This window comes from Janthinobacterium sp. HH102, from assembly GCF_001758625.2.
Classification (GTDB): Bacteria; Pseudomonadota; Gammaproteobacteria; order Burkholderiales; family Burkholderiaceae_D; genus Janthinobacterium.
In genome coordinates this window covers 3,405,092-3,426,535 of the sequence record NZ_CP062062.1, presented here as the reverse complement: position 1 = coordinate 3,426,535, position 21,444 = coordinate 3,405,092, and the positions used below count along the sequence as shown (strand labels likewise).

Sequence of the window (21,444 nt, the reverse complement as noted above, 5' to 3'; positions counted from 1 at the left end):
CCTTTAATTTTCCATCGTGGCGGCCACGCCGGCCGGCACGAAGCTGACCCGGCCGTTACGATAGCGCACCAGCACCACCACCTTGGCCTCCCGCAATTGACCGTGCTGCACGGCCGGCAAGTAGGTCCAGCGCTTCACGCTGTCGAGCAGCACCTTGTTGAGCATCGGCTCCATCGGCAACTCGGCCGCCGCATAGCTGAGAGTGCCGTCGGCCGCAATGGTCAGGGTCAGGCGGTTTTCACCCGTTGCATGCTGTTCGTCCAGCACGCCATATTCAACCGTCGTCATCGTCTCGCGCTGCACGCCGCCGGCCTGGTCGCGCAAGGGCGGCATGGCCTTCAGTCTGGCCGCCAGCAGCGCGCCATCGGCCAGCGCCTTGTCCCAGCGCTTCTGGTAATCCCACCCCTGAACCAGGCGCAGCATCTTGGCGTTCAGGTCCATGCGTTGCATCGTGCGCACGACGCCATTGTCGGACGGCTGGCCCGGCTCGGCGGGCAAGGCGTTCTGCACGGCATAACGGTAGGCCGTCAGCTGCGCCAGCGCCACCATGTTGACGGCATCGCGCTCGTCGCCGCCACGCAGCAGCGCCGTCGCCGCGATGCCCAGCCAGGCCGTGCCATCGGTCGGGCGTGCCCACAAGGCTTGCTCGAAGTACTGGCGCGCCGCCTGCGGTTCGTTCAGGCTCAGGTGCATGCGCCCCATGGCCGCCGCCACCAGATGGTCGCGCGGGTTCGCTTGCAGCAAGTCAAGATAGCTGGCCACCAGCGACGGCTCATAGCCGGGCACCCAGCCCAGGCCTTCCAGCAAGGACGCACGCAGCTGCGCCTGGACGGGGTCGCCGCCGTAGACAGACGATTTTTGCTCTCCGGCACGGTACAACAGCTGCAAGCCCCGCGTGACGGCGTCATCGTCGCCCTTGCTGACCGCTTGCGACAGGCTGCGCACGGCCTTGCGCGCATCGGACGGCTGGAAACCGGCCGCCTTGCGGGGGCGCCAGCTGAATACTTCCAGGCCGGCCGCCTGCTCGGCTTGGGCCTGCATCGCGGCCTTGTCCTTCGCCTCGTCGGGCGACGAGGTCCAGGCCGTAAAGCCAATCAGGAACAGCACGATCAGCAGCACCACAACGGCCCAGCCCTTGCCCGTCATGCCGCCACCCGTGTTGCCCGCCACGGGGATGAAGACCGGCGCCTGGCCCGGCGCCGTATGGTGCGCGCCGCGCTGCTGCGGCAACGATGGCTGTTGCAGTTGCATCTGCTGCGCCTGCACGGACGCTTGCGCGGCCGAGGCGATGACCTTGTCGCGCGCGCAGGCCGCGCAGCCCTGGCCCGCAAAATGCTGGTGTTCGGGATTCGCGGCGCAAACGACGAGCTTGCCGCCGCTGCGCTGCGCATAGCCTCGCAGCAATTGCGCCCAGTCGGCCGCCGATGGCCGCTGGGAGTTTGGCGACTGGGAAAACGCGCGGTCGAACATGGCGCGCAATTCGGGCGGCATCAGCGCGTGGCCGCTGGTGGCGTTGGGCGCCATGTTCTTGTGGCGCTTGGCGCCATACGCGTAATAACCATCGCGGATGCGCCCGGGAATGTCGGTGGGTGCCTGCGCATTGCCAGGCCGCCCGCTGTACGGGTGGATGCCAAAGTTGAGCAACTGAAAGATGACGACGGCCAGGGCGAAACGGTCCTGTGCCATTTCCGTGCCCGCAGGCATGCCCTTGCGCTGGAATTCCGGCGCCAGGTAGTCGGCCGTGAATTGCTCGGCAGGAAAACGTTCCGCATGGCCCTGGATGCTGAAACCGTCGCAATCGAGCATGGCGATGTACAGCGAATCGCGGTAAAAGCGCAGGTTCACGGGTTTTAAGTCGACCACGTAATGCTGCTGCTGGTGCAGCGCGTCGAGGACGGCGGCCAGATTGGCGGCCAGGGTCAGCTTGGGACCGAGTCCCGTGGGCAAGCCCGCCGCGCGCGCTTGCCGCTCCTGCATGATCTGTTCCAGCTCGGCCGTCTGCGCCATGTCCAGCAGGGGCATGACGAAACCGGCAAAGCCGCCCTGGCCGTCGAACACGGCCGCTTGCGGCCACGCGATCTGCACATAGCGCTTGCCGTTTTCCACTTGATCGGGCAATTCAGGCGACAGTTCCAGCATCGCTTCGAGCTTGCGCCGGTTGGCGGCCCGGTCCAGGTGCGGGTGGTACAGCTTGGCAACCTGCGCGGGCGCGCCGGGCAGCAGATACACGCTGCCCGCCCCGCCGCTTTTAATCAGTTTGCCCAGCACCAGGCTGCGGACTTTATCGAGCCATATCTTGCCGCCCGGACTGAATCCGGGCGTGACTCCCTGCTTCCGGCTCATGCGCGCAAGGCCAGCAGCAGGGTCTTGTCGTCGCCCGTGATCTGGTGCGTGCGCGGGTCGGCCAGGGTGGACGCCAGCGCCGCATTGCCCAGCTCGCTGCTCTCGACCGTACGCAGATAGCCTTGCACGGCATCCATGAACGGCGCGTACAGCGCTGCATTGTTTTTGCTCATGGCAAAGGGCATACAGCCGTCCGACATCAGCACGACGCCGCGCACGGCTTGCGGAATCGCCAGCAGGCGCAGCTGTTCGCGCCAGCGCTCGCCGCTGATGAAATATGTTTCGTTGGCGTATTCACCGTTGGCGGGCAGCGAGATCAGCTCGCCGCCGTCCATCAACTGCGCCACGCCCAGGCCATCGCCCAGGTGGAAGAAGAAGCCGGCCTCTTGCCCCATGACCACGCCCACCACCGTGCTGGCGTAGTCGTCCAGGGTGGCGTTGGCCGCGCGGGCGATGTCGTCGAGCGCGGCGCGGATCTGCGCCAGGGTCGCCGCCAGCGCGCCGTCCTGTAAATCCTGCACGGTGGCGCCCTGCTCCAGCCGGCCAGCCAGCGCCTGCACGGTTTGCGCTGCGACAAACTGCGCGCCCTGCTCGCTGAGGCGGGCCGAGCCGGCGCCATCGCAGACGATGGCCACCAAAACGTCGTTCACGACGGCGTGCGCGTGCGCGTCCTGGCAAGCGATGTCTTTATCCAGATGCGCCTTGCCCGTGACGGACGCGCCAAACACGCGCCACTGCTGCTTTGCTATTGCCATGGATCAGCGGGCTTTCACGTATTCACGACGGACCAGCCGTCCGTCGAAGCCAGCTGCGCCTGCGCGCCTGGGCGCGATTGCGACACGACCTGCATGCTGGCGCTCAGCCACAGGAACAGTTCGCGGAACTGCAAGCCCTTCAGCTGCTTCACGCCCCGTTCGCCACGGCTGGAAAACTGCCCCAGGGTATCGGTATTCGCATTGTCGCCCACGGCGATGGGGAAGATCGCCACTTTATTCGCCTGCTCGGCCGCGCGCGCCTTCTCGGCGCCGCGCTGCCAGGGATCGGTCGGCTCGCCGTCGGACATCAAAAACAGCCATGGCCGCGTGTACGCCACGCCCGCCGCGCGGAAGCGCTGCTTTTCCTGCTCGATCTCGGCCAGGGCCAGTTCCACGGCGGCGCCGGTCGGCGTGGTGCCGTTCGCTTCAAGCCGGGGCGCCGTGAAATCCATGGCGTCGCACCAGGTGCTGGCCACCACGGCTTCATCGTGGGCGCCGTATTGAATCACGAGGATGCGCACGCGCTTGGCGGCGATCACATCGGACTTGAGTTCCTGTTCCAGCAAGGCCAGGCCATCGTTGAGCAGCGCGACGGGTTCGCCATCCATGCTGCCGGAGCAGTCGAGCACGAGCACCAGCGGCGTGCGTTGTTCGGTGTTGTCGACCAGGGCGACGTCGGGAATCATTATTGAACTCATGGGCAATCGGTAAATGTGAAATCGGACATAGTGCGAATCTTACATCATGGCCATGATTTACCCGCGCGAGTTTCCTGCAGAACACTATCCAGAAGGACAGGCGTGAACCATTGCGGCACCGATATCTTTGTACTATCTTGATAATTGCCCAGGACAGAAGGCAGCGAACAGACCTTCCTCACAAAGGTGGGACGAATCGCTGCGCAACACCGCCCTTACCCAGTTCCGCACCTGCGCGCCTGCGGCACATTGATGTAGTCAGGATTGGGGGCAAGCATGGACACAGGTACAGCAACGGCGGATGTGGGGAAACTGATCGCCGCCATGTACGACTCGGCCTGCGGCGCGGGCGACTGGCCGCAGCTCGACAGCTTTGACCTGAGCGGCCAGCAATGGCAGGAACTCTTGCCGCATCTGCAACGCGCCCTGTGCCTGCAGCAGCGCCTGCGCGAAGCCCAACTGGCCAGCCACTGCGCGCTGGCGGCGCTCGACGCCATGGGCGCCATCGTGCTGGTGCTCGACGCCAACCTCGGACTGCGTTTCGCCACGCCCGCCGGCCACGCCTTGCATGCGGCGCAACTGGCGCACGCCGCGCCGCCCGACCTGGCGCGCGCCGTGCGCATGGTCATCGCCAGCACCGGCGGCGCAGCGCAATGCCAGTCGCTGCGCCTGGCGCGCAAGCAGCAAGGTCCCCTGGCCCTGACAGTCACCCCGCTTGCCGATTGCCAGCCCCCATGCGCGCTGCTGATCGCGCGCGATCCCACCCAAGCGAGCACGTCTGTCACTGCCTTGCGGCAGCTGTTCGACTTGACGCAAGCCGAAGCGCAAGTGGGCAAGGCACTGGCGCAAGGGGCCACCATCGAGGAAATCGCCGCGCGCGGCGGCATCAGCGTCAATACCGTCAAGACGCATCTGCACCACACCTATTTGAAGACCGACACTCGCCGCCAGGGCGAGCTGATCGCGCTGATCCACGGCGCGACGGCGCACCTGACCGTGTTGGATGCCTGAGGCCGTGTCATCCGATCGGATGATGTGCGCGGCATCTTGCCTGCCTACACTGGCAAGACCGGGCGCCCCCGCCTTGCCAAGGTCACCACGGCGCATGCGGGCCACCCGGCGCGATTTCCCTGGCATCGACAACAATATCGCCGCGCCGGCAGCGGACGGCATCAAAATTCAAGGATGGGTAAAAAAATGAAAACATGGATCTTGGCCGGCACCTTGGGCATCTGCGCCCTGCTGGCAAATGCACAAACGCTTCCCGACAGCCAGACCGTCGTCATTCCAGGCGGGCGCATGCAGACGATCGAACTGCCCGCCCACAGGCACTTCATGAGCGCGCAAGAATTTTCTCCGTTCCGCGGCGGCTATGAGCTGTCGAACGGACAAGTGCTGTACCTGCGCAACGCCAGCAGCATCGGCGCCATGATGTATGCGCGCATCGATGACCAGGAAGAACACCGCATCGTCGCCAGCGGCAGCAACAGCTTCGTGGCGCTCGACCGGCAACTGGCCATGCGCATCGACTTGCGCGACAATGGCAGCGTGGGCGGCGAAGTGCTGATGGTGGTGCCGGCCGAAAAACTGGCCAGCGGTGACATCGTGCCCGCCCATGTGCAAAGCATGAGCCTGGCATCGCGTTGATGCAGCAAGCCGCCTTCCGCATGGGTGACAGCCATGAGCAAGCAATATTCTGTGCAACAGCAAAATGCGCTGACCCTGGCCGCCATCAAACAGACGGCGGCCTGGTGGCGCGCCCGCCCCCTGCCCGACGCCTTGCGCCAGTGCGCGGCCAGCCATGGCGTGGCGCTGGACACGGCCATCATGCTCGACCTGCAACTGGCCTTCCCCGACCTCCCCCTCGTCTGCGGCAAGCTGCTGAGTGCCGATGGCCGCTTCATCCATTTCGAAATGGACCTCGACGACGACCTGCGTCCCTTGCCTGGCAGCGTGGCGTGGGACGACATCAGCGCCAGAGTTGACTTGGCCGCACACAAGCGCGGCACGGGCGTGGGCTATGGGGTGTTGTGCAAGAAAGTGCTGCAGGAATTGAATCGCGGCGCGCCCTAGCCGAACCGCTGCCGGCACATGCTATGATCGGCGCCCCGATCATGAGACAGATGGCAACGGCACATGCAACACTCACCCGGCAACAACCCGATCTCGACGCTGCTGCGCCGCAGCCTGCGCCTGCTGGCCTGGCCCCTGCTGGCCCTGGTCAGCGCCGCCTGCACCAGCACCACGCGCCATCCTGCCAGCGAGCCCACGCAAGTCATCCTGCGCTTTACCTATGACGATGGCAAGCCGATGCGGCATGACAATTACCTGGCCAATGCGCGCCAGGAAACGTACATCAAGCGCTGCAGCAAGATAGGCAGCACCACTGTCTGCGACGTCGGCTCGGATCCACTGTTCATGGGCGGCGACGCCCCGCTGGACGCCAACGGCGAAGTGCGCGTCACCCTGCACTCGACCGGCCCCATCGGCAACAATCCGACCACTCATTGCATCAAGGGCAAAGGCTACGTCTTTGATTCCGGCGACTGGAAGCGCGGTCCCTTCAGCCCCGGCCAGGTGATCGAGATCCGCTACAGGATCAGCGAAGTGGACATGGCGTGCCCCTGGTCGTCGGGCACGCCGCCGTGGTGGGACAAGAGTTAAGCCAGCCGGGGCCGGCTGGCCTGGCTTTACTGCAACTCGAACTCCGCCGGAGTCAAGCCCAGCTCGCGCGCGATCTTGCTGGCAACGCGCTGCTCATTGGCGTCGAAATTGCCGTCTGACGAAGCGACGGCGATAATCATGCGCACCAGCAAGCGCGACGCCTCCACATTCGACTTCATCTTGCCCAGCGCCTGATACGCCTTGGCTTCGCCGATATCCTTGTCGAACTCCAGCTGGCCGACATAGTCCTGGAAAGCCTTGATCACGTCCGTGGTGGTAAACACCGATAGCGCGTCATTGCTTTCAATAAACTTCACCATCTTCTGCTTCTCTTCCGCGCTGACGCTGCCGTCGGCCATGGCGATCAGGGCCGAGCCCGCCATCGCGGCGTTCAGGAAATCCTTGTTTTTGTACTTCAGTGCCTCGGTTTTCAGCTCGCTTGCCTTGGACTTCAGCTTGCTCAAAAAGGAATCGAAACTCATGGCGTACCTCCGGGTTGGTGTGGGTGCGGCAGCGCTCTACGTTGCCACTCCCACCCAACTGAGGGCGCATGCCTGAATTGCAAGCGGCGGGAACAAGCCTTGCCTCCGATGAAAGCATGGCAAAACCCAGAACAAGGGCCGGGGTCAGACCCGTCGGGTCTGACCCCAGTTTCTGCCTTGGGGTGAAAAACTGCCGACAGCATACAAACACACAAATCACGACGAAAACGAGTTAACTTGAAAATTGCCATATTTGCAGTTGAAAAATAAATAATTTCATGGCAGCATGGAATTACATTTTCCATACTGCAAGGTTGTGATGGACAAGCAATTGCTGCTGATTTGCGCACTGACGTTCATCGTCCACATGATCGGCACCTTCGCCTGCTCCGTACGCATCGCCGTCTCGCTGGCCCTGTTCAGCATTTTGATGCTGCTGTCGCGCACCTCGAATTCCTTTTTTGGGACCATTTCTTGCCAAACACGTGGAAACGGGAATCGACCAGCACGTTGCCGCCAGCACCTTATTGGGCGACTTCCGCTGGCTACTATTCTCCGCCAGCCTGGCAACGTTAATGGGCGCAATCCTGATCTCCACCTTCCAGCGCGCCTTCTGCCGCGCCGTCGAGCACTTCCAGGTGCACAGGTCGGTGCCCAAACTGCTGCTGCACACCGTCTTCAAGGGCGGCTTGTCCTGCCTCAAGACCTCCGCCAGCCTGCCCAAGCCCGGCAACGTCACGGCCCTGCGCCAAAAATCCGGCGTCTCCGCCTCCATCGTCATCGCCACGGCCCTGTGGACGGTAGGCGTCTTTGCCGCCCTGTATGCGGGCGTGCTCGACCCCAGCGTGCGCGTCACCTCCAGCACCCTGTCATCGATCATCAACGGCGGCGCCACCATCATGATGGCCGTCTTCATCGGCACGTGGTGTCGGGCATGACGGATGACGTCATCGAGGGCAAGATCGAAGAATCGCAATTCCGGCGCGCGGTGGTGTGGCTGGTGGGGAGCAGATTGGCGGGAACGCTGATTGCGCAGTTTTTGCTGGTGCCGTCGGCGGTGGTGATTGTGGGGGGAGGCGAAGGGGTTTAGATTGAACAATGAAATATTCTCAAAGACTTATTTATGAATAACCAGACAAGAACATTAATTAATATATTTTAAATTGGAGGAATAACATGCAAATGAATCCAGCGAGACGTTTAGCTGAGGCTGTAGGAAGTTGGCTGCATCTGGAATTTTGCTGCTACAGAGCTGGGCTATTTTCTGAAGCGGCTCTTAAAGCAGCCGTTGGACAAATGCTTAGCTCATTTCCCATTTCAAAAAATGGCGTAAGAGTTTATTCAGATTTCCCACATACTGCTATAAACATAAAGAACACATCAGGAAGAAAAAAGGAAGTAGACTTTGCCTTAACTCTTAAGGCAAAAGGGCACACCAATGATAATTGCGATGTTCTTGTGGAGGCAAAATGGGCAAACTCGACCCATTGCACAGATGAGAAAATCTTCACAGATTTTCTTCGCCTTGCAATTATGAAACGCCACGATCCTGATGCTACTTGTATTTTTCTGATGGCAGGAACATCCAACATATTATCAAAAAAACTTGTACAAATGCCATTTCAATGTCGTATGATCAAAAAAAATACTGGCATTGGGAAAAATTCCGCAGTTAGGAAAGTTTCACTAGATCACCTCAATGTAGATCATAAAATATATTTTACCAACTCCATTAAATCACTGCATGCTTCAAACCTTGAAATTCCAACATATTTTTTAGTGCGCGCATATGATGCACACCCAATACAATCCACAAGTGGCACTGTGGATTTTCAAGCAAGGACATGGGAAATAATGGATGTATCTGAAAAAAATATTGACATCGCAAACTGGCCATAAGAGAAAACAAATAACTCAAAAAGAAAAACACCAATACATACGATTGAAATCATTTGATACAAAATTATAGGAAAAATATCTTCTACACTTACAAATATTCGCAACATAAAAATATACAATCCTAGAATAGAAATCATGGCAACTAAAACCACACAAAAAACTGAAAAAATAAAAGACCCTCGAAAAGAATTAATTGAAGCAATTGATGCAGTAGCAAAACGTGGAGGAATTTCTAGAGACAGAGCTATTGCGGCTTGGTACGCAACAACGTTACTCGGCATAGATGAGGATGAGGCAATTGATGCGGCATCAGTAGATGGACCAGAAGATGGTGGCTGCGATTTTATTTATGTAGATACTGATCAAGAAACAGTTTATGTTTTGCAGGGTTACGTAGCTGAGAGATCAGATAGAAGCGCCCCATTGAAAAAATGGAATGCATTAGTTGCTGCCGTCTCAAGCATTAAAGATCCCATATCATTCGAACATGCAGGCAGAGCTGACATTCAGACAAGATTGCAAGATCTCGACATTCAGAACCTAACATTAGTATTCGGCTTAGTAACATTGGCAGCGAAATCTGATCAAATAGCACGACAAAAAGAGTCAACAATCCGATCAAAAACATATGGACCTGACGTCTCTTTTTTCTATGAGCATCAAGACACGCTGTATGATAAATATCTTATTGCAAAAACTGCAGATAGAACTGTTCCTGAAGACACTTTGACGTTTGGCAACCCACTTTCAGAAATTCGTGGTGATTTTGGCCATGCAATTATAGGGTCAGTCGCAGCAAGTGAATTAGCTAGATGGTATGCAAAATATCCGAATCAGCTTTTCGAGGGAAATGTACGTTTATTTATCGGCCAAAGAAAAGGCGGAATAAATGAAAAAATAATTGAAACGGCCGTTAACAGACCCGGTGAGTTTTGGGCATTAAATAATGGAATAACAATTGTTGCGGACAGCATTGAAGAAATAACGAAAAAGAAATTCACCCTCAGACATTTCTCGATTGTGAACGGCTGCCAAACCACAGTAAGCTTAGCAAAGGCTATCGGCATTTCAACTACAGCAGAAAAAGCGCAGGTGCTAGTGAGGGTTGTGGGCGCAAAGAAGACTATACTGACTGACATTGTTAGATATAACAATACTCAAAATCCTGTTAAGCTATCGGCCGTGAGATTGCTTGATCCTATTCAAGAGGGATTGAGAAATTCTTTTCTATCTATAGATTACTCTTATGCACCAAAACAAGAAGGGGCACGGGTTAATAAAAATCCTAAGCGGATAGAGCTAGACAAGATTGCACAATATTTGGCAGCAATGTCAGAAGAAACTATTCTTGACGCAGTTCGTCGAAAAACCGAACTCTTTGACAAGGTCTATAAAACAATTTTTCCAAGAGGTCTACAAGCAGAACGTGTATTTCTTGCGTGGCTCTTAGCTCAACAAATTGAAACTGAGCGAATGATACTACTTAAAGCAAATGACTCTCCAGATGCAGTTATAAAAACAATACTTGGCATTCATGGCACACCTTGGGGCATATTTGTTGCAAGCACTCTTATTGATCAATCTGGCTCAGATTTATCCAAACTCACTCTGCAAAGAATGAACACTATAGAGTTTAGCAATGCAATTGCAAAGTATGCAAAAAAGGCAATGGAGCTATACTCCGAGATTGCAGTACAAATAGTTGATTCTGAAGGTGACAATACAAATACTCGGAATGAAATACGTGTGAAACCATTCTTAGACAAGCTAAAAAGAACATTAGCCTTAAGAATGTCAAAAATCTCAATCTGGAAACTACCAAAACTTCAAAATATTACTAGTCCGGCGTAAATCGCACACCAATACTGATACTAATGCCAAATAACATGGTCAATTATCGATAAAAAACCGCTGTCTCCCGACAGCGGCTTTCTCATCCCCTACCCCAGCAACAGCACCTTGAACCAAGGCGCCGCGCCGTAAATAGCTAAGTAAATTACCCCACAAACTTCCGTGCATTCCTGAACATACGCATCCACGGCGAATCCTCGCCCCATGCTTCAGGGTGATACGACTGTTGCACGCTGCGGAACACGCGCTCTGCGTGCGGCATCAGCACGGTGAAGCGGCCGTCTGGCGTGGTGACGGAGGTGATGCCTTCCGGCGAGCCGTTCGGGTTGTACGGATACGCTTCTGTAGCGGCGCCCTTGTTGTCCACAAAACGCATGGCTTTGGTGACCTGGGTGATGTCGCCCGTTTGCGAGAAGTCGGCGTAGCCTTCGCCGTGGGCGATGGCGATGCCGGCCTGGGTGCCGGCCATGCCGTTGAAGAAGATCGATGGGGAATCCATGACTTCGACCATGGCAAAGCGGCCTTCGAATTTCTCCGACTTGTTGCGCGTGAACTTCGGCCAGGCGTGGGCGCCAGGGATGATGGATTTCAAATTGCTCATCATCTGGCAGCCGTTGCAGATGCCCAGGCCGAAGCTGTCCGTGCGGTTGAAGAAGCGCGCGAACTGTTCCGCCAGGCTGGCGTTGAACAGAATCGTCTTCGCCCAGCCTTCGCCCGCGCCCAGCACGTCGCCGTACGAGAAACCGCCCACGGCGATGACGCCCTGGAAGTCGTCCAGTTTCACGCGGCCCGCGATCAGGTCGCTCATGTGCACGTCGACAGCGGTAAAACCTGCCTGGTGCATCACGTAGGCCGTCTCGATGTGTGAGTTGACGCCCTGCTCGCGCAGGATGGCGACACGCGGACGCACGCCGGTGGCGATGAATGGCGCGGCGATGTTCTCGTTCTGGTCGAAGGTGACGATCGGCGACATGCCCGGGTCTTGCACGTCCAGCAGGCGGTCGTATTCGGCGTCCGCGCAGGCCGGGTTGTCGCGCAGGCGGGCGATGCGCCAGCTCGTTTCGCTCCACAGGCGGTGCAGGTCCGCGCGCGGCTGGGTGTAAATCAGCTTGGCGTCGCGCGTGAATTCGATCACGTCGCGGTCGTTCAACTTGCCGATGATATGGCTGCAGGCGCCCAAGTTAAACGTGCGCAGCACGTCCATGACGAGCGACTTTTCTTCCGCGCGCACCTGGATGACGGCGCCCAGCTCTTCGCTGAACAAGGCGCGCAGGGTCAGTTCGTTGCGGCGTTCCGCCACCTGGCCGGCCCAGTTCTTGGCGTCGCCCCAGTCGCTCGAATGCTCGCCTTCCATGGTCAGCATGTCCAGGTTGACGGACATGCCCGTGTGGCCGGCGAAGGCCATTTCCGTCAGGGTGGCGTACAGGCCGCCGTCCGAACGGTCATGGTAGGCCAGCAGCTTGTCGTCGCTGTTCAGTTTCTGGATGGCGGAGAAGAAGCCTTTCAGGTCTTCCGCGCTGTCCACGTCCGGCGTTTCATTGCCCAGCTGCTGCAACACTTGCGCCAGGGCGGAGGCGCCCAGGCGGTTCTTGCCGCGGCCCAGGTCGATCAAGATCAAGGACGTATCGCCCTGGTCCGTTTTCAGCTGCGGCGTGAGCGACTTGCGCACGTCCGTGACTGGCGCGAACGAGGAAACGATCAAGGACACCGGCGACGTGACGGATTTCGCCGCGCCCGTGTTCTCGTCTTTCCAGGTCGTGCGCATCGACAGCGAATCCTTGCCGACGGGGATGCTGATGCCCAGCGCCGGGCACAGGTCCATGCCGACGGCTTTCACCGTGTCGTACAGGGCTGCGTCCTGGCCAGGCTGGCCGCAAGCGGCCATCCAGTTGGCGGACAGCTTGATGTCGGAAATGTCGGCAATCGCGGCAGCGGCGATGTTGGTGACGGCTTCGCCCACGGCCATGCGGCCGGAAGCTGCTGCGTCGATGACGGCCAGCGGCGTGCGTTCGCCCATGGCCATCGCTTCGCCCAGATAACCCTCGAAGCTCATGGTGGTGACGGCGCAGTCGGCCACCGGCACTTGCCATGGTCCCACCATCTGGTCGCGCACGGTCATGCCGCCCACGCTGCGGTCGCCGATGGTGATCAGGAAGGATTTGTCGGCCACGGTCGGCAGCAGCAGCACTTTTTTCGCCACGTCCACCAGGTCCATGCCCGTCAGGTCAATCGCTGGGAAATCGTTGGCCACGTGGACCACATCGCGCTGCATCTTCGGCGGCTTGCCCAGCAAGACGTCCATCGGCATGTCGACCGGCTCGTTGCCCAGTTCCGGATCGATCAATTTGAGTTGACGCTCTTCGGTGGCCACGCCCACGGCGGCGAACAGGCAGCGTTCGCGTTCGCACATGGCTTTGAACAGCGGCAGGCTTTCCGGCGCGATGGCCAGGACGTAGCGTTCCTGCGATTCATTGCTCCAGATTTCCTTCGGCGCCATGCCCGATTCTTCCAGCGGGATCTTGCGCAGGTCGAAAATCGCGCCGCGCTTGGCGTCGTTGGTGATTTCCGGGAACGCGTTCGACAAGCCGCCCGCACCCACGTCGTGGATCGAGATGATCGGATTGTCCGCGCCCATTTGCCAGCAGGCGTTGATGACTTCCTGGGCGCGGCGTTCCATTTCAGGATTGCCGCGCTGGACGGAATCGAAGTCCAGGTCGGCCGTGTTGCTGCCGGTGGTCATCGACGAGGCGGCGCTGCCGCCCATGCCGATGCGCATGCCCGGGCCACCCAGCTGCACCAGCAGGCTGCCGACGGGGATATCGTTCTTGTGCGTGTGCTGCGCCGAGATATTGCCGATGCCGCCCGCGATCATGATGGGCTTGTGGTAGCCGAACACGGAATCTTTGTCTGCGCCGACGTTTTGTTCATAGGTACGGAAGTAACCGCCCAGGACCGGGCGGCCGAATTCGTTCGAGAACGCGGCGCCGCCCAGCGGGCCTTCGATCATGATCTGCAGGGGCGAAGCGATGCGTTCCGGCTTGCCGTATTGATCTGCCTCAGTACGCGAAGCCAGCGGCGCCGTCACGGAAGCGGCCGTTTCCCAACTGCGCACGGCGTCCGGCAGGGACAAATTCGAGACCGTAAAACCCGTCAAGCCAGCCTTCGGCTTGGCGCCGCGGCCCGTTGCGCCTTCGTCGCGGATCTCGCCGCCCGCGCCCGTGGAGGCGCCAGGGAAAGGAGAGATGGCCGTCGGGTGGTTATGCGTTTCCACCTTCATCAGCGTGTGCGTCAGTTCCGTCGATGCCGCGTATTCGTGGTTCGCACCGCGCGGGTAGAAGCGCGAGACTGTGGCGCCTTCCATGATGGACGAGTTGTCGCTGTAGGCGACGACGGTGCCCTTCGGCTGCAGTTCGTGCGTGTTCTTGATCATGCCGAACAGCGACTTGGGCTGCGCCACGCCGTCGATGGTCCAGTCGGCGTTGAAGATCTTGTGGCGGCAATGCTCGCTGTTCGCCTGCGCGAACATCATCAGTTCCACATCCGTCGGGTTGCGGCCGGCCTTGGTGAAGGCGGCATCCAGGTAGTCGATTTCGTCTTCCGACATCGCCAGGCCCAGTTCCGTGTTCGCCGTTTCCAGCGCGCGCTTGCCCTGCCCCAGCAAGTCGATCGATTCGAGCGGACGCGCTTCCAGCGTGCGGAACAAGTCCTTGGCGTCGTCGGCGCTGCGCAGCACGGATTCCGTCATGCGGTCGTGCAGCTGGTCGGCCACGGCCTGTACTTGCTCGTCCGTCAGTTTGCCGGCGCCGATGGCGCTGCCCAGGATGCCCGATTTCAGGTTGATGCGGAAAGCGATGCCGCGTTCGACGCGCTTGATGTGCGCCATGCCGCAGTTGTGCGCGATGTCGGTGGCTTTCGAAGCCCACGGCGAAATCGTGCCGAAACGGGGGATGACGAAGAATTCTTCGGCAGCGCCTTCCGTATTGTCGGCCTGGGCCGGCTCGCCGTACGTCAGCAAGGCGCCAAGGCGCGTGCTGTCGTCGGCCGTGAGGGGCGCGCTGGCATCGATGAAATGGACATAGCGTGCTTGCACGGCAACGATCGCAGGCGAGACGGCTTGCAGTTGGCTTAACAGACGGTGGCTACGGAAATGGGACAGGGCATTGGAACCCGGCAGTATCAACATGATTGGAAGGTGGTTGATGCAGCGTGGCTGCGGGTTAAAGGTAGGTATGACAATATCTTTCGTACGGCAAATTTCCTTTGCGCGCATTATACCCGTTTTACCCCTGCTTTATTACCGGAACTTATGGCTTTGCGGCCATTTTGCCCCTGAAAGCGGCAGTTTTTGCCAACTTGCAACAACAGGATCAGGCGATCACATAGCGGTTCTTGCCCTGGCGCTTGGCCAGGTACAGCGCCTCGTCGGCCAGGCGGTAACTGTGGCTCAGCTCCTTGTCCCGGTCCAGCTCGGCCACGCCCACGCTGATCGACACGAACTGTGCCGCATGGAAAGCCTGGCTGACGGCGGCGACCAGGGCGCCGGCGAAGGCGCGCACGGCCTCGCGGTCGCCCGCGTAGACGATGCCGAATTCCTCGCCGCCCAGGCGTCCGCACAGATGGCTTTGCGCCTTGTCCGCGATGATGGCGGCCGTGCGCATGAGCACCGCGTCGCCCGCATCGTGGCCCTGCTGATCGTTGATGATCTTGAAATCGTCAATGTCGATCATCAGGAAATGCAGCATGCCGCCGTGGCTTGCGCCATGCATCTGCTGGGCCCGCTGCGTGAACATGCGGCGGTTGTTCAAGCCCGTCAGGCTGTCCTGGAAGGCCAGCCGCGTCAATTCCACCTTGGCGTGATAGTTACGCAGGCGCAATAAGCTGAAGCTGACGTTCAGCGCCAGCCCGAACAGCACGCTGACGGCGATCATCAACGGCACCCAGGGCTGGTCGGGCAAGCCAGCGTTGACGGGATACAGGCCGTGGCCCACGTTCCACCACACGCCGGCCACCACGGCCAGGTAGCTGAGACCGCCATTGAAGATGGAAGCGATGGCCAGGGTCATGAAGACACCCACGGGCAAGACCCAGAAGCTGGCGTGGTGGACAGCATCGGCCATGGTGCGCAAGCCGAAGGTCAGCGCCAGCACGGCGCAGGCACCCGTCATGGTCAGCACGGGCAAGGTGGTGCAGCGGGCGCGCACGACCAGGCTCGCCAACATGCCCAGCAAGGCCAGCACGGCGTGCGTCAGGTTCGGATGGTAGGCCGGAGGCATCAGCAGCCAGGCCAGGCTGAAGGCGATGATGCCCATCACTTGCGTGATCAGGCCAACCCGGTGCAATTCCGCAAAATACGTATGCTGCTGTTCGCTGTTGCCGCCAAAGGCAAGGGGAACGGCAATGCGCCGCAAGGTAGACAGTTCAGGAACGCGCATGACGGGTATCGACACCAGAGAGGGATAAAGCGCCCGTTAAAGCCTTGCGCATGCCTTGCCGCGACGTGGTGCGGCATGCAACAGGTGTTGCATTTTAGAATACTATCACGGTAGTCGGGGAATGGCCGGAAAAACAGGCGCCCGCACTGTCGCAAGGGGCGCTCGTGTCATGAAATACAACGCCGGACGGCGCTGCACGCGCCTGCCCTTGCGCACGGCACCCGATTGCATGCATTTTGCTGGCAGTGTCGGGCGGCTTTGCAGTATGCTGATAAAAAACAATACTGCCAGGCAGCTACATATAAGAAGAGTTCCCGCAAATGACCGAACAGATGAACGAGAGCTGAACCATGCCAGAAACTAGCGACTTATCTGTCCTGATCGTCGACCCGAACCCCAGCATGCGGGGCAATCTGCACAATATGCTGAACCAGGCCGCCATCACCAAGGTGGAATATGCCGTCAATGCCGGCACGGCCATCCGCTTGCTGATGAAGAAACCGTTCGACATCATCCTGTGCGAATACGACCTTGGCAGCGGCACGGATGGCCAGGATGGCCAGCAATTGCTGGAAGACTTGCGCCACCATAAGCTGATCGGCCTGTGGACGATCTTCATCATGCTGACCTCGGAGGCCATCCACAGCAAGGTGATCAGCGCAGCGGAGCTGACCCCGTCCGACTACATATTAAAACCGTTCACCGTCGACGTGCTGAGCGGCCGCATCGCGCGCGCCATCGAGCGGCGCGCCGTTTTTCTGCCCACGTATCAGCTGATCGACAAGGGCGACCTGCGCGAAGCCGTGAAAAGCTGCCGCGCGGCCGAACTGCAGCACCCGCGCCTGGCGGCCGATTTCGCCCGCCTGCGCGCCGAACTGCACATCAACCTGGACGAATGGAAGGAAGCGGAACAGCTCTACGCCGACATGCTGGCAACGCGGCCCATGGCCTGGGCGCACCTGGGCCTGGCGCGCACCCTGTTCGAACAGCAGCGCCACGAGGATGCGCAGGAAGCGCTGCTGGAACTGGTGGAGACCTATCCCCGCTTCATGGCCGCCTACGACTTGCTGGCGCAAAACCATGAAGCCATGGGCCAGCAACTGCAGGCCAAGAAAATCCTCGAGGACGCGGTGGCCATCTCGCCGCACATGGTGCGCCGCTTGCGCCACCTGGGCGGCATCGCCTTCGACACGGGCGACATCGGCGCGGCCGAACGAGCGTATAAACAGGTCGTGACGAAGGCGAAGTACTCCGAATTCCGCGATCCGGAAGACCACGTCAACCTGGTCAGAACGCTGGTGAAAAAGGGCGACGCGCCGCAAGCGAGCGGCGTGCTGCGCGACATGGAGCGCTCCCTGCGGGGCAGCGCCAACGTGGAAGCGTGCCGCGCCATCTCGGCCGCCATGCTGCATGAACTGTCGGGCAACGACATCGCCGCCGCCACCGAACTGCAACTGGCCGCCGCCGCCCTGGACGACGCGCGGGGCCTGTCGACGCAGCTGAAGGTGGGCCTCGTGCAAAGCTGCCTGAAGAACAACCTGGAACAGGCCGCGTCCGACGTCATGATGAAACTCGTCAACGAAGCCGACAGCGACGTGACGATGGAAGCGGCCGTCGATGTCTTTGAAAAAGCGGGCCGCCACGACCTGACGCAAGGCATGGGCCAGCAGATCACGAACCAGGTGCAGGAATTGATGCAGGATGCGGCCAGCAAGGCGGAAAGCGGAGAACTCAAGGGCGCCGTCTTCGTGCTGCGCCAGGCCCTGCGCAAGACGCCGGGCAACCTGCCCGTGCTGTTCGCCTCCGTCGAGGCCATCCTGCGCCAGCTCAACATGCTGGGCTGGGAAGCCCCGCTCGCTGAACAGGCGCAGCACCAGATGCAGGTGATCCGCAAGATCGACCCCAGGCATCCGCAGCTGGAGTCGCTCAAGCAGCAGTATGCGGCTACGCAGCACAAGTATGGTATTGCGACCTGACTCTTGCCTGCGCCCTGCCCGTCAATCGACAACAAGCCGTTCGACAAGGTGGGCCGTCCCATCGCCGCCGTTTGCGCAATTGAATACTCTCTTTCAAAATGAAGCCCGCTCACGCATTCGGAGCGGGCGCATCCGTATAGTTCGGCAGTTGTGTGACGTCAACCGTTAAGCGTACGGCCGCCGTCAACGATGATTTCGGAGCCGACGGTCCAGCGGGACTCGTCGGAAGCGAGGTACAACACCGCCTTGGCCACTTCCTCCGGCGTGCCGAAGCGGCCGAACGGAATCGTTGCGGTAATGTCCTTGTTGAGCTGATCGCGGTAGGCATCCGGGATGCCGAGCTTGTCGTACAGCGGCGTTTCGACCGGGCCGGGACTGACGGCGTTGACGCGAATGCCGCGTGCCAGCAGTTCGCCCGACAGCGTTTTCGACAAGTTCAGGAATGCGGCCTTGGTTGCGGCATATACCGATGAATGCGCCGAGCCCACGTGCGCGCTGACCGATGTGTTGAGCACCACCGATGCGGGGTTCGCGAACACTGGCAGCAGCGCCTGGATCAGGAAATAGGGACCCTTGACGTTGATGTCGAACGATCGGTCGAACATTTCCTCCGTCCACGCTTCGATCGGCGTCCAGACGGATACGCCGGCGTTGAGAAAGGCGATATCGAGCTGGCCGTAGTGCGCCTGGACGGCGCGCGCCAACTCCTGTTGGGCGGCGACATTGGCGGAATCGGCGCGCAGCACGAGAACCTCGGCGCCAAGTTCTTTCCTGGCCTTCTCGATCGATTCCGGAGTGACGCCGGTGACGATGACGCGTGCGCCTTCGGCGAGAAACTGCCTGGCTGTTTCGAGGCCGATGCCGCTGGTGCCGCCGGTGATAAGAGTACGTTTTCCTTGCAAGCGGGACATAAAATTCTCCTGTAGGTGATTCAGGGTCAGCCAGCATTGGCTGACCTGCCGTGGGAAGAACTATGCGCCCATGCTTGAAATTCGATAAGATCGTATCTTTGCATATAATTCATGCTCCAATTGCATGAATCGGGGAGAGTAACTTTGGACCGGTTTCTTTTGATGACATGCTTCGCGCGCGCTGTGGAGACGGGGAGCTTCTCCGCTGCCGGCCGCGACCTGGGCCTGGGGCAGCCCAACGTCAGCCGTCATGTGGCGGCATTGGAAGAGCATCTGCAGACGCGGCTGCTGCACCGCTCAACGCGCAAGCTTGCCCTCACGCCCGAAGGGGAACGCTACTATGCGGAAGTGCGGCGCATCCTTGACGCCGTCGACGAGTCCGAATCGTCCTTCAGGGAGAACGTCGATCCGTCCGGATTGCTGCGCGTCGCGTGTCCGACCGCTCTGGCGCATGCATTTGTGTTGCCGCATGTCCCCGCCTTTCTGGAGCGCTATCCCGGCCTGGCGCTCGATCTCCAGATCAATGATCGCTATGTGGGTCTCGTCGATGAAGGAGCGGAACTGGCAATTCGGATCGGCCATCTGGAAGACAGCGCCCTGCGCGCGCGGCGCATCGGCCTGTTCGAGCGCGTGTTTGTCGCCAGCAAGGGCTATCTCGCCAAACGCGGCGTGCCGGTCACGCCCGACGATCTGCGCGGGCACGATTGCGTGATCTACACCCTGCTGTCGTCGGGTGCCACATGGCGCTTCCGCGATACGGAAGTAGCAGTATCGGGAAAGGTACGGGTAAACTCACCCGAGGCCGTGCGCGAACTGGTCAATGCGGGACTCGGTATCGGACATGGGCCGCAGTGGCTGTTCGAGGAAGGACTCAGGAATGGCAATTTGCAGTTGCTCCTGACGGCGCACACTGCCCTGCCCGTCCCGGTTCAAATCGTCTATGTCGCAAACAGGCTGCTGCCAACGCGGGCCGTCGTGTTCATGGACTTCATCGCGGAAGCGTTTTCAAAGGTACCGGCACTGAACATCCGCTGAGCGGCCTCTGGTGCGATAACGCCATTCTTGCGCAGTGATGGATGGTGCTGCCAGCGCCAGCCGCATGTGAAATGGATGGTCAACAACTGCTGTGCCAATGTCCGCCACTCGCCGCCGCAAGCCAGAGCGGTGCCGTGAACACCTGTTCACGGCGCAGGGCAAGGTTCGATCAGCGCGGGAGTTTATACCGTACCAGCAGCGTCGGTCCCTTGCCGCCGGATGGCGTCAGCAGAATCTCGTCACCGGGCTGCATCTCTTCATACATCACCGTGCAACAGGTCGGCATCGAGTGGCCGCGCGCCGGATACACGCCAACGTCCGTGTGCAGGGTCGCAGCGCGTACGTCCACGCTGGACTTGCCGGCCTTTCCTTCGTCTTGCAGCTGCTTGCGCAGTGCGGTGACGAAGTCCCCTTTGCTGAGCCTGGCAGGTGCCTGGCTGGCTGGCTGGCGAGTGCTTGCATCGTTTTTCATGGTAGTTTCTTTCAGTGTATACATTTCCGCCACTATATCATTCGCCCCTGGTGCAACGCGACCCGGGGGCGGAACGAGTCCATCGCCCCGGCCGGGGCAGCCGCGGCAGAGCGCCTGCTCAACGGGGAGCGACAAAGGTTTTTCTCCAATTGATGATAGTGAGGTGCATGTGCATCTGCCTACACAGGAAATTTCTGGTGAAACAGCCCTTCAGACCTTTGATCGCTGTACTTGACCGCGCTTAAGAGCAATCTGCGCTCAGGAACCGTTATCCGCTTTGGGGCGTAACCTGCCAACGACGGCAACCGGCCAAAAGCCGGCGCTCGCCGTGGCCGCAAACAACGTGTAGTCGTATAGAGGTTTGAAGATGCGAAATACATGCAGTATATGCAGTCGAAAACTGGACCAGAAAGATGACCCTCTATCAGTTGACTGTGGTGGCGACTGTTGGGGCTGCATCGGTGAAATTGAAGCAGACATGGGCGACGAGTATTCGTTAACCAAGGTAAGGGAGGAGTTTGCGAAAGGACTCCGCCCACGATGGGTTGATACGAGCTCCAATTTACAATTTATCATCAGAGGTTAAGATAGAACAAGACGGCAACCGGCCAGAAGCGGACGACTGACGTTACCCTTCATTACTCAATTTAAGTATGCCAAGTTACGTAAAAAGACACTGGGACGAGACTAGAGATGACAGGTACGATGCATGGGGCACGTCCTGGTGGTACTTTGAAGTCGATGGTGCAGGCTGGGTTACCCGACAAATAGAACAGTATGATTCTGGTCCGCTGCTTTGCTATAGTGCCGAGCATGAGAGCGACGAATTTGGCGGGATCTCAGAAAAGCCTCTCGATTTATCGGAGTCAGGATACAGTGCGATTTCCCATCAAGAGTTCGAATCAATTTGGAGAGCCGCATAGTGC

The 21,444-nt window shown here is 59.4% G+C and carries 17 protein-coding genes and 1 pseudogene; 9 read left to right on the top strand and 9 right to left on the bottom strand.

Going from position 1 to position 21,444, the window contains the following annotated elements:
• Nucleotides 1-3: 3 nt before the first annotated feature.
• From JAB4_RS15495 to JAB4_RS15485, 3 genes are read right to left on the bottom strand one after another with little or no spacing between them, the layout of a single operon-like run.
• A complete protein-coding gene (locus JAB4_RS15495; RefSeq protein WP_070218692.1) occupies nucleotides 4-2,343 on the bottom strand; it encodes a hypothetical protein in 2,340 nt (779 codons plus the stop codon).
• Nucleotides 2,340-3,098 (bottom strand): PP2C family serine/threonine-protein phosphatase, encoded by a 759-nt coding sequence (locus JAB4_RS15490; RefSeq protein WP_070218691.1) that lies wholly within the window; start codon nucleotides 3,096-3,098, stop codon nucleotides 2,340-2,342. Before JAB4_RS15490 ends, JAB4_RS15495 begins: the two co-directional genes overlap by 4 nt.
• Before the next feature lie 14 nt (nucleotides 3,099-3,112).
• Nucleotides 3,113-3,796, bottom strand: a complete 684-nt coding sequence (locus JAB4_RS15485; RefSeq protein WP_070218690.1) for a VWA domain-containing protein — start codon at nucleotides 3,794-3,796, stop codon at nucleotides 3,113-3,115.
• A 276-nt stretch (nucleotides 3,797-4,072) separates the two neighbouring features.
• On the opposite strand from JAB4_RS15485, the gene JAB4_RS15480 reads away from it, so the two are divergent.
• The 4 genes from JAB4_RS15480 (at nucleotide 4,073) to JAB4_RS15465 (ending at nucleotide 6,460) form a co-directional block, all read left to right on the top strand.
• Nucleotides 4,073-4,807 (top strand): helix-turn-helix transcriptional regulator, encoded by a 735-nt coding sequence (locus JAB4_RS15480; protein WP_083287099.1) that lies wholly within the window; start codon nucleotides 4,073-4,075, stop codon nucleotides 4,805-4,807.
• A gap of 186 nt (nucleotides 4,808-4,993) precedes the next feature.
• Nucleotides 4,994-5,443: a hypothetical protein gene (locus JAB4_RS15475; protein ID WP_139143627.1), complete on the top strand. Its 450-nt coding sequence runs from the start codon at nucleotides 4,994-4,996 to the stop codon at nucleotides 5,441-5,443.
• Between the two features lie 33 nt (nucleotides 5,444-5,476).
• On the top strand, nucleotides 5,477-5,869 hold the full coding sequence (locus JAB4_RS15470; RefSeq protein WP_070218687.1) for a hypothetical protein: 393 nt from the start codon (nucleotides 5,477-5,479) through the stop codon (nucleotides 5,867-5,869).
• 63 nt (nucleotides 5,870-5,932) lie between these two features.
• Nucleotides 5,933-6,460, top strand: coding sequence for a hypothetical protein (locus JAB4_RS15465; protein ID WP_070218686.1), 528 nt, complete (start codon nucleotides 5,933-5,935; stop codon nucleotides 6,458-6,460).
• Nucleotides 6,461-6,486: 26 nt separating this feature from the next.
• On the opposite strand, the gene JAB4_RS15460 is transcribed toward JAB4_RS15465, so the two are convergent.
• Both JAB4_RS15460 and JAB4_RS30665 read right to left on the bottom strand, forming a co-directional pair.
• Nucleotides 6,487-6,942 carry a tellurite resistance TerB family protein gene (locus tag JAB4_RS15460; RefSeq protein ID WP_070218685.1) on the bottom strand — a complete coding sequence of 152 codons (456 nt, stop codon included), beginning with the start codon at nucleotides 6,940-6,942 and terminating at the stop codon, nucleotides 6,487-6,489.
• 276 nt (nucleotides 6,943-7,218) lie between these two features.
• Entirely contained in the window at nucleotides 7,219-7,389 is a 171-nt protein-coding gene (locus tag JAB4_RS30665) for a hypothetical protein (protein ID WP_227742193.1), read from the bottom strand.
• On the opposite strand from JAB4_RS30665, the pseudogene JAB4_RS15455 reads away from it, so the two are divergent.
• The 3 genes and pseudogenes from JAB4_RS15455 to JAB4_RS15445 all read left to right on the top strand — a co-directional run bounded on the left by JAB4_RS15455 (nucleotide 7,310) and on the right by JAB4_RS15445 (nucleotide 10,692).
• Nucleotides 7,310-8,032: pseudogene (locus JAB4_RS15455) on the top strand (DUF2837 family protein). The gene JAB4_RS30665 and the pseudogene JAB4_RS15455 sit on opposite strands and share 80 nt — an antisense overlap.
• 86 nt (nucleotides 8,033-8,118) lie before the next feature.
• Complete coding sequence (locus JAB4_RS15450) at nucleotides 8,119-8,841, top strand: hypothetical protein (RefSeq protein ID WP_139143626.1); 723 nt, start codon at nucleotides 8,119-8,121, stop codon at nucleotides 8,839-8,841.
• Nucleotides 8,842-8,976: 135 nt separating this feature from the next.
• Nucleotides 8,977-10,692 (top strand): AIPR family protein, encoded by a 1,716-nt coding sequence (locus JAB4_RS15445; protein ID WP_083287098.1) that lies wholly within the window; start codon nucleotides 8,977-8,979, stop codon nucleotides 10,690-10,692.
• A 145-nt stretch (nucleotides 10,693-10,837) separates the two neighbouring features.
• On the opposite strand, the gene purL is transcribed toward JAB4_RS15445, so the two are convergent.
• Nucleotides 10,838-14,875, bottom strand: a complete 4,038-nt coding sequence (purL, locus tag JAB4_RS15440) for a phosphoribosylformylglycinamidine synthase (RefSeq protein WP_070218684.1) — start codon at nucleotides 14,873-14,875, stop codon at nucleotides 10,838-10,840.
• A gap of 184 nt (nucleotides 14,876-15,059) precedes the next feature.
• Nucleotides 15,060-16,124 carry a GGDEF domain-containing protein gene (locus tag JAB4_RS15435; RefSeq protein ID WP_139143625.1) on the bottom strand — a complete coding sequence of 355 codons (1,065 nt, stop codon included), beginning with the start codon at nucleotides 16,122-16,124 and terminating at the stop codon, nucleotides 15,060-15,062.
• 350 nt (nucleotides 16,125-16,474) lie between these two features.
• Here JAB4_RS15435 and JAB4_RS15430 point away from each other — a divergent pair, with 350 nt between their 5' ends.
• Nucleotides 16,475-18,100, top strand: coding sequence for a response regulator (locus tag JAB4_RS15430; protein WP_070218682.1), 1,626 nt, complete (start codon nucleotides 16,475-16,477; stop codon nucleotides 18,098-18,100).
• 158 nt (nucleotides 18,101-18,258) lie between these two features.
• On the opposite strand, the gene JAB4_RS15425 is transcribed toward JAB4_RS15430, so the two are convergent.
• A complete protein-coding gene (locus tag JAB4_RS15425) occupies nucleotides 18,259-19,011 on the bottom strand; it encodes an SDR family oxidoreductase (RefSeq protein ID WP_070218681.1) in 753 nt (250 codons plus the stop codon).
• A gap of 111 nt (nucleotides 19,012-19,122) precedes the next feature.
• Between JAB4_RS15425 and JAB4_RS15420 the strand changes: the two genes are divergently transcribed.
• On the top strand, nucleotides 19,123-20,046 hold the full coding sequence (locus JAB4_RS15420) for a LysR family transcriptional regulator (protein WP_227741965.1): 924 nt from the start codon (nucleotides 19,123-19,125) through the stop codon (nucleotides 20,044-20,046).
• Nucleotides 20,047-20,215: 169 nt separating this feature from the next.
• Here the strand turns inward: JAB4_RS15420 and JAB4_RS15415 are convergent, their stop codons facing one another.
• Nucleotides 20,216-20,518 (bottom strand): HNH endonuclease, encoded by a 303-nt coding sequence (locus tag JAB4_RS15415; protein WP_070218679.1) that lies wholly within the window; start codon nucleotides 20,516-20,518, stop codon nucleotides 20,216-20,218.
• Between the last annotated feature and the right edge of the window lie 926 nt (nucleotides 20,519-21,444).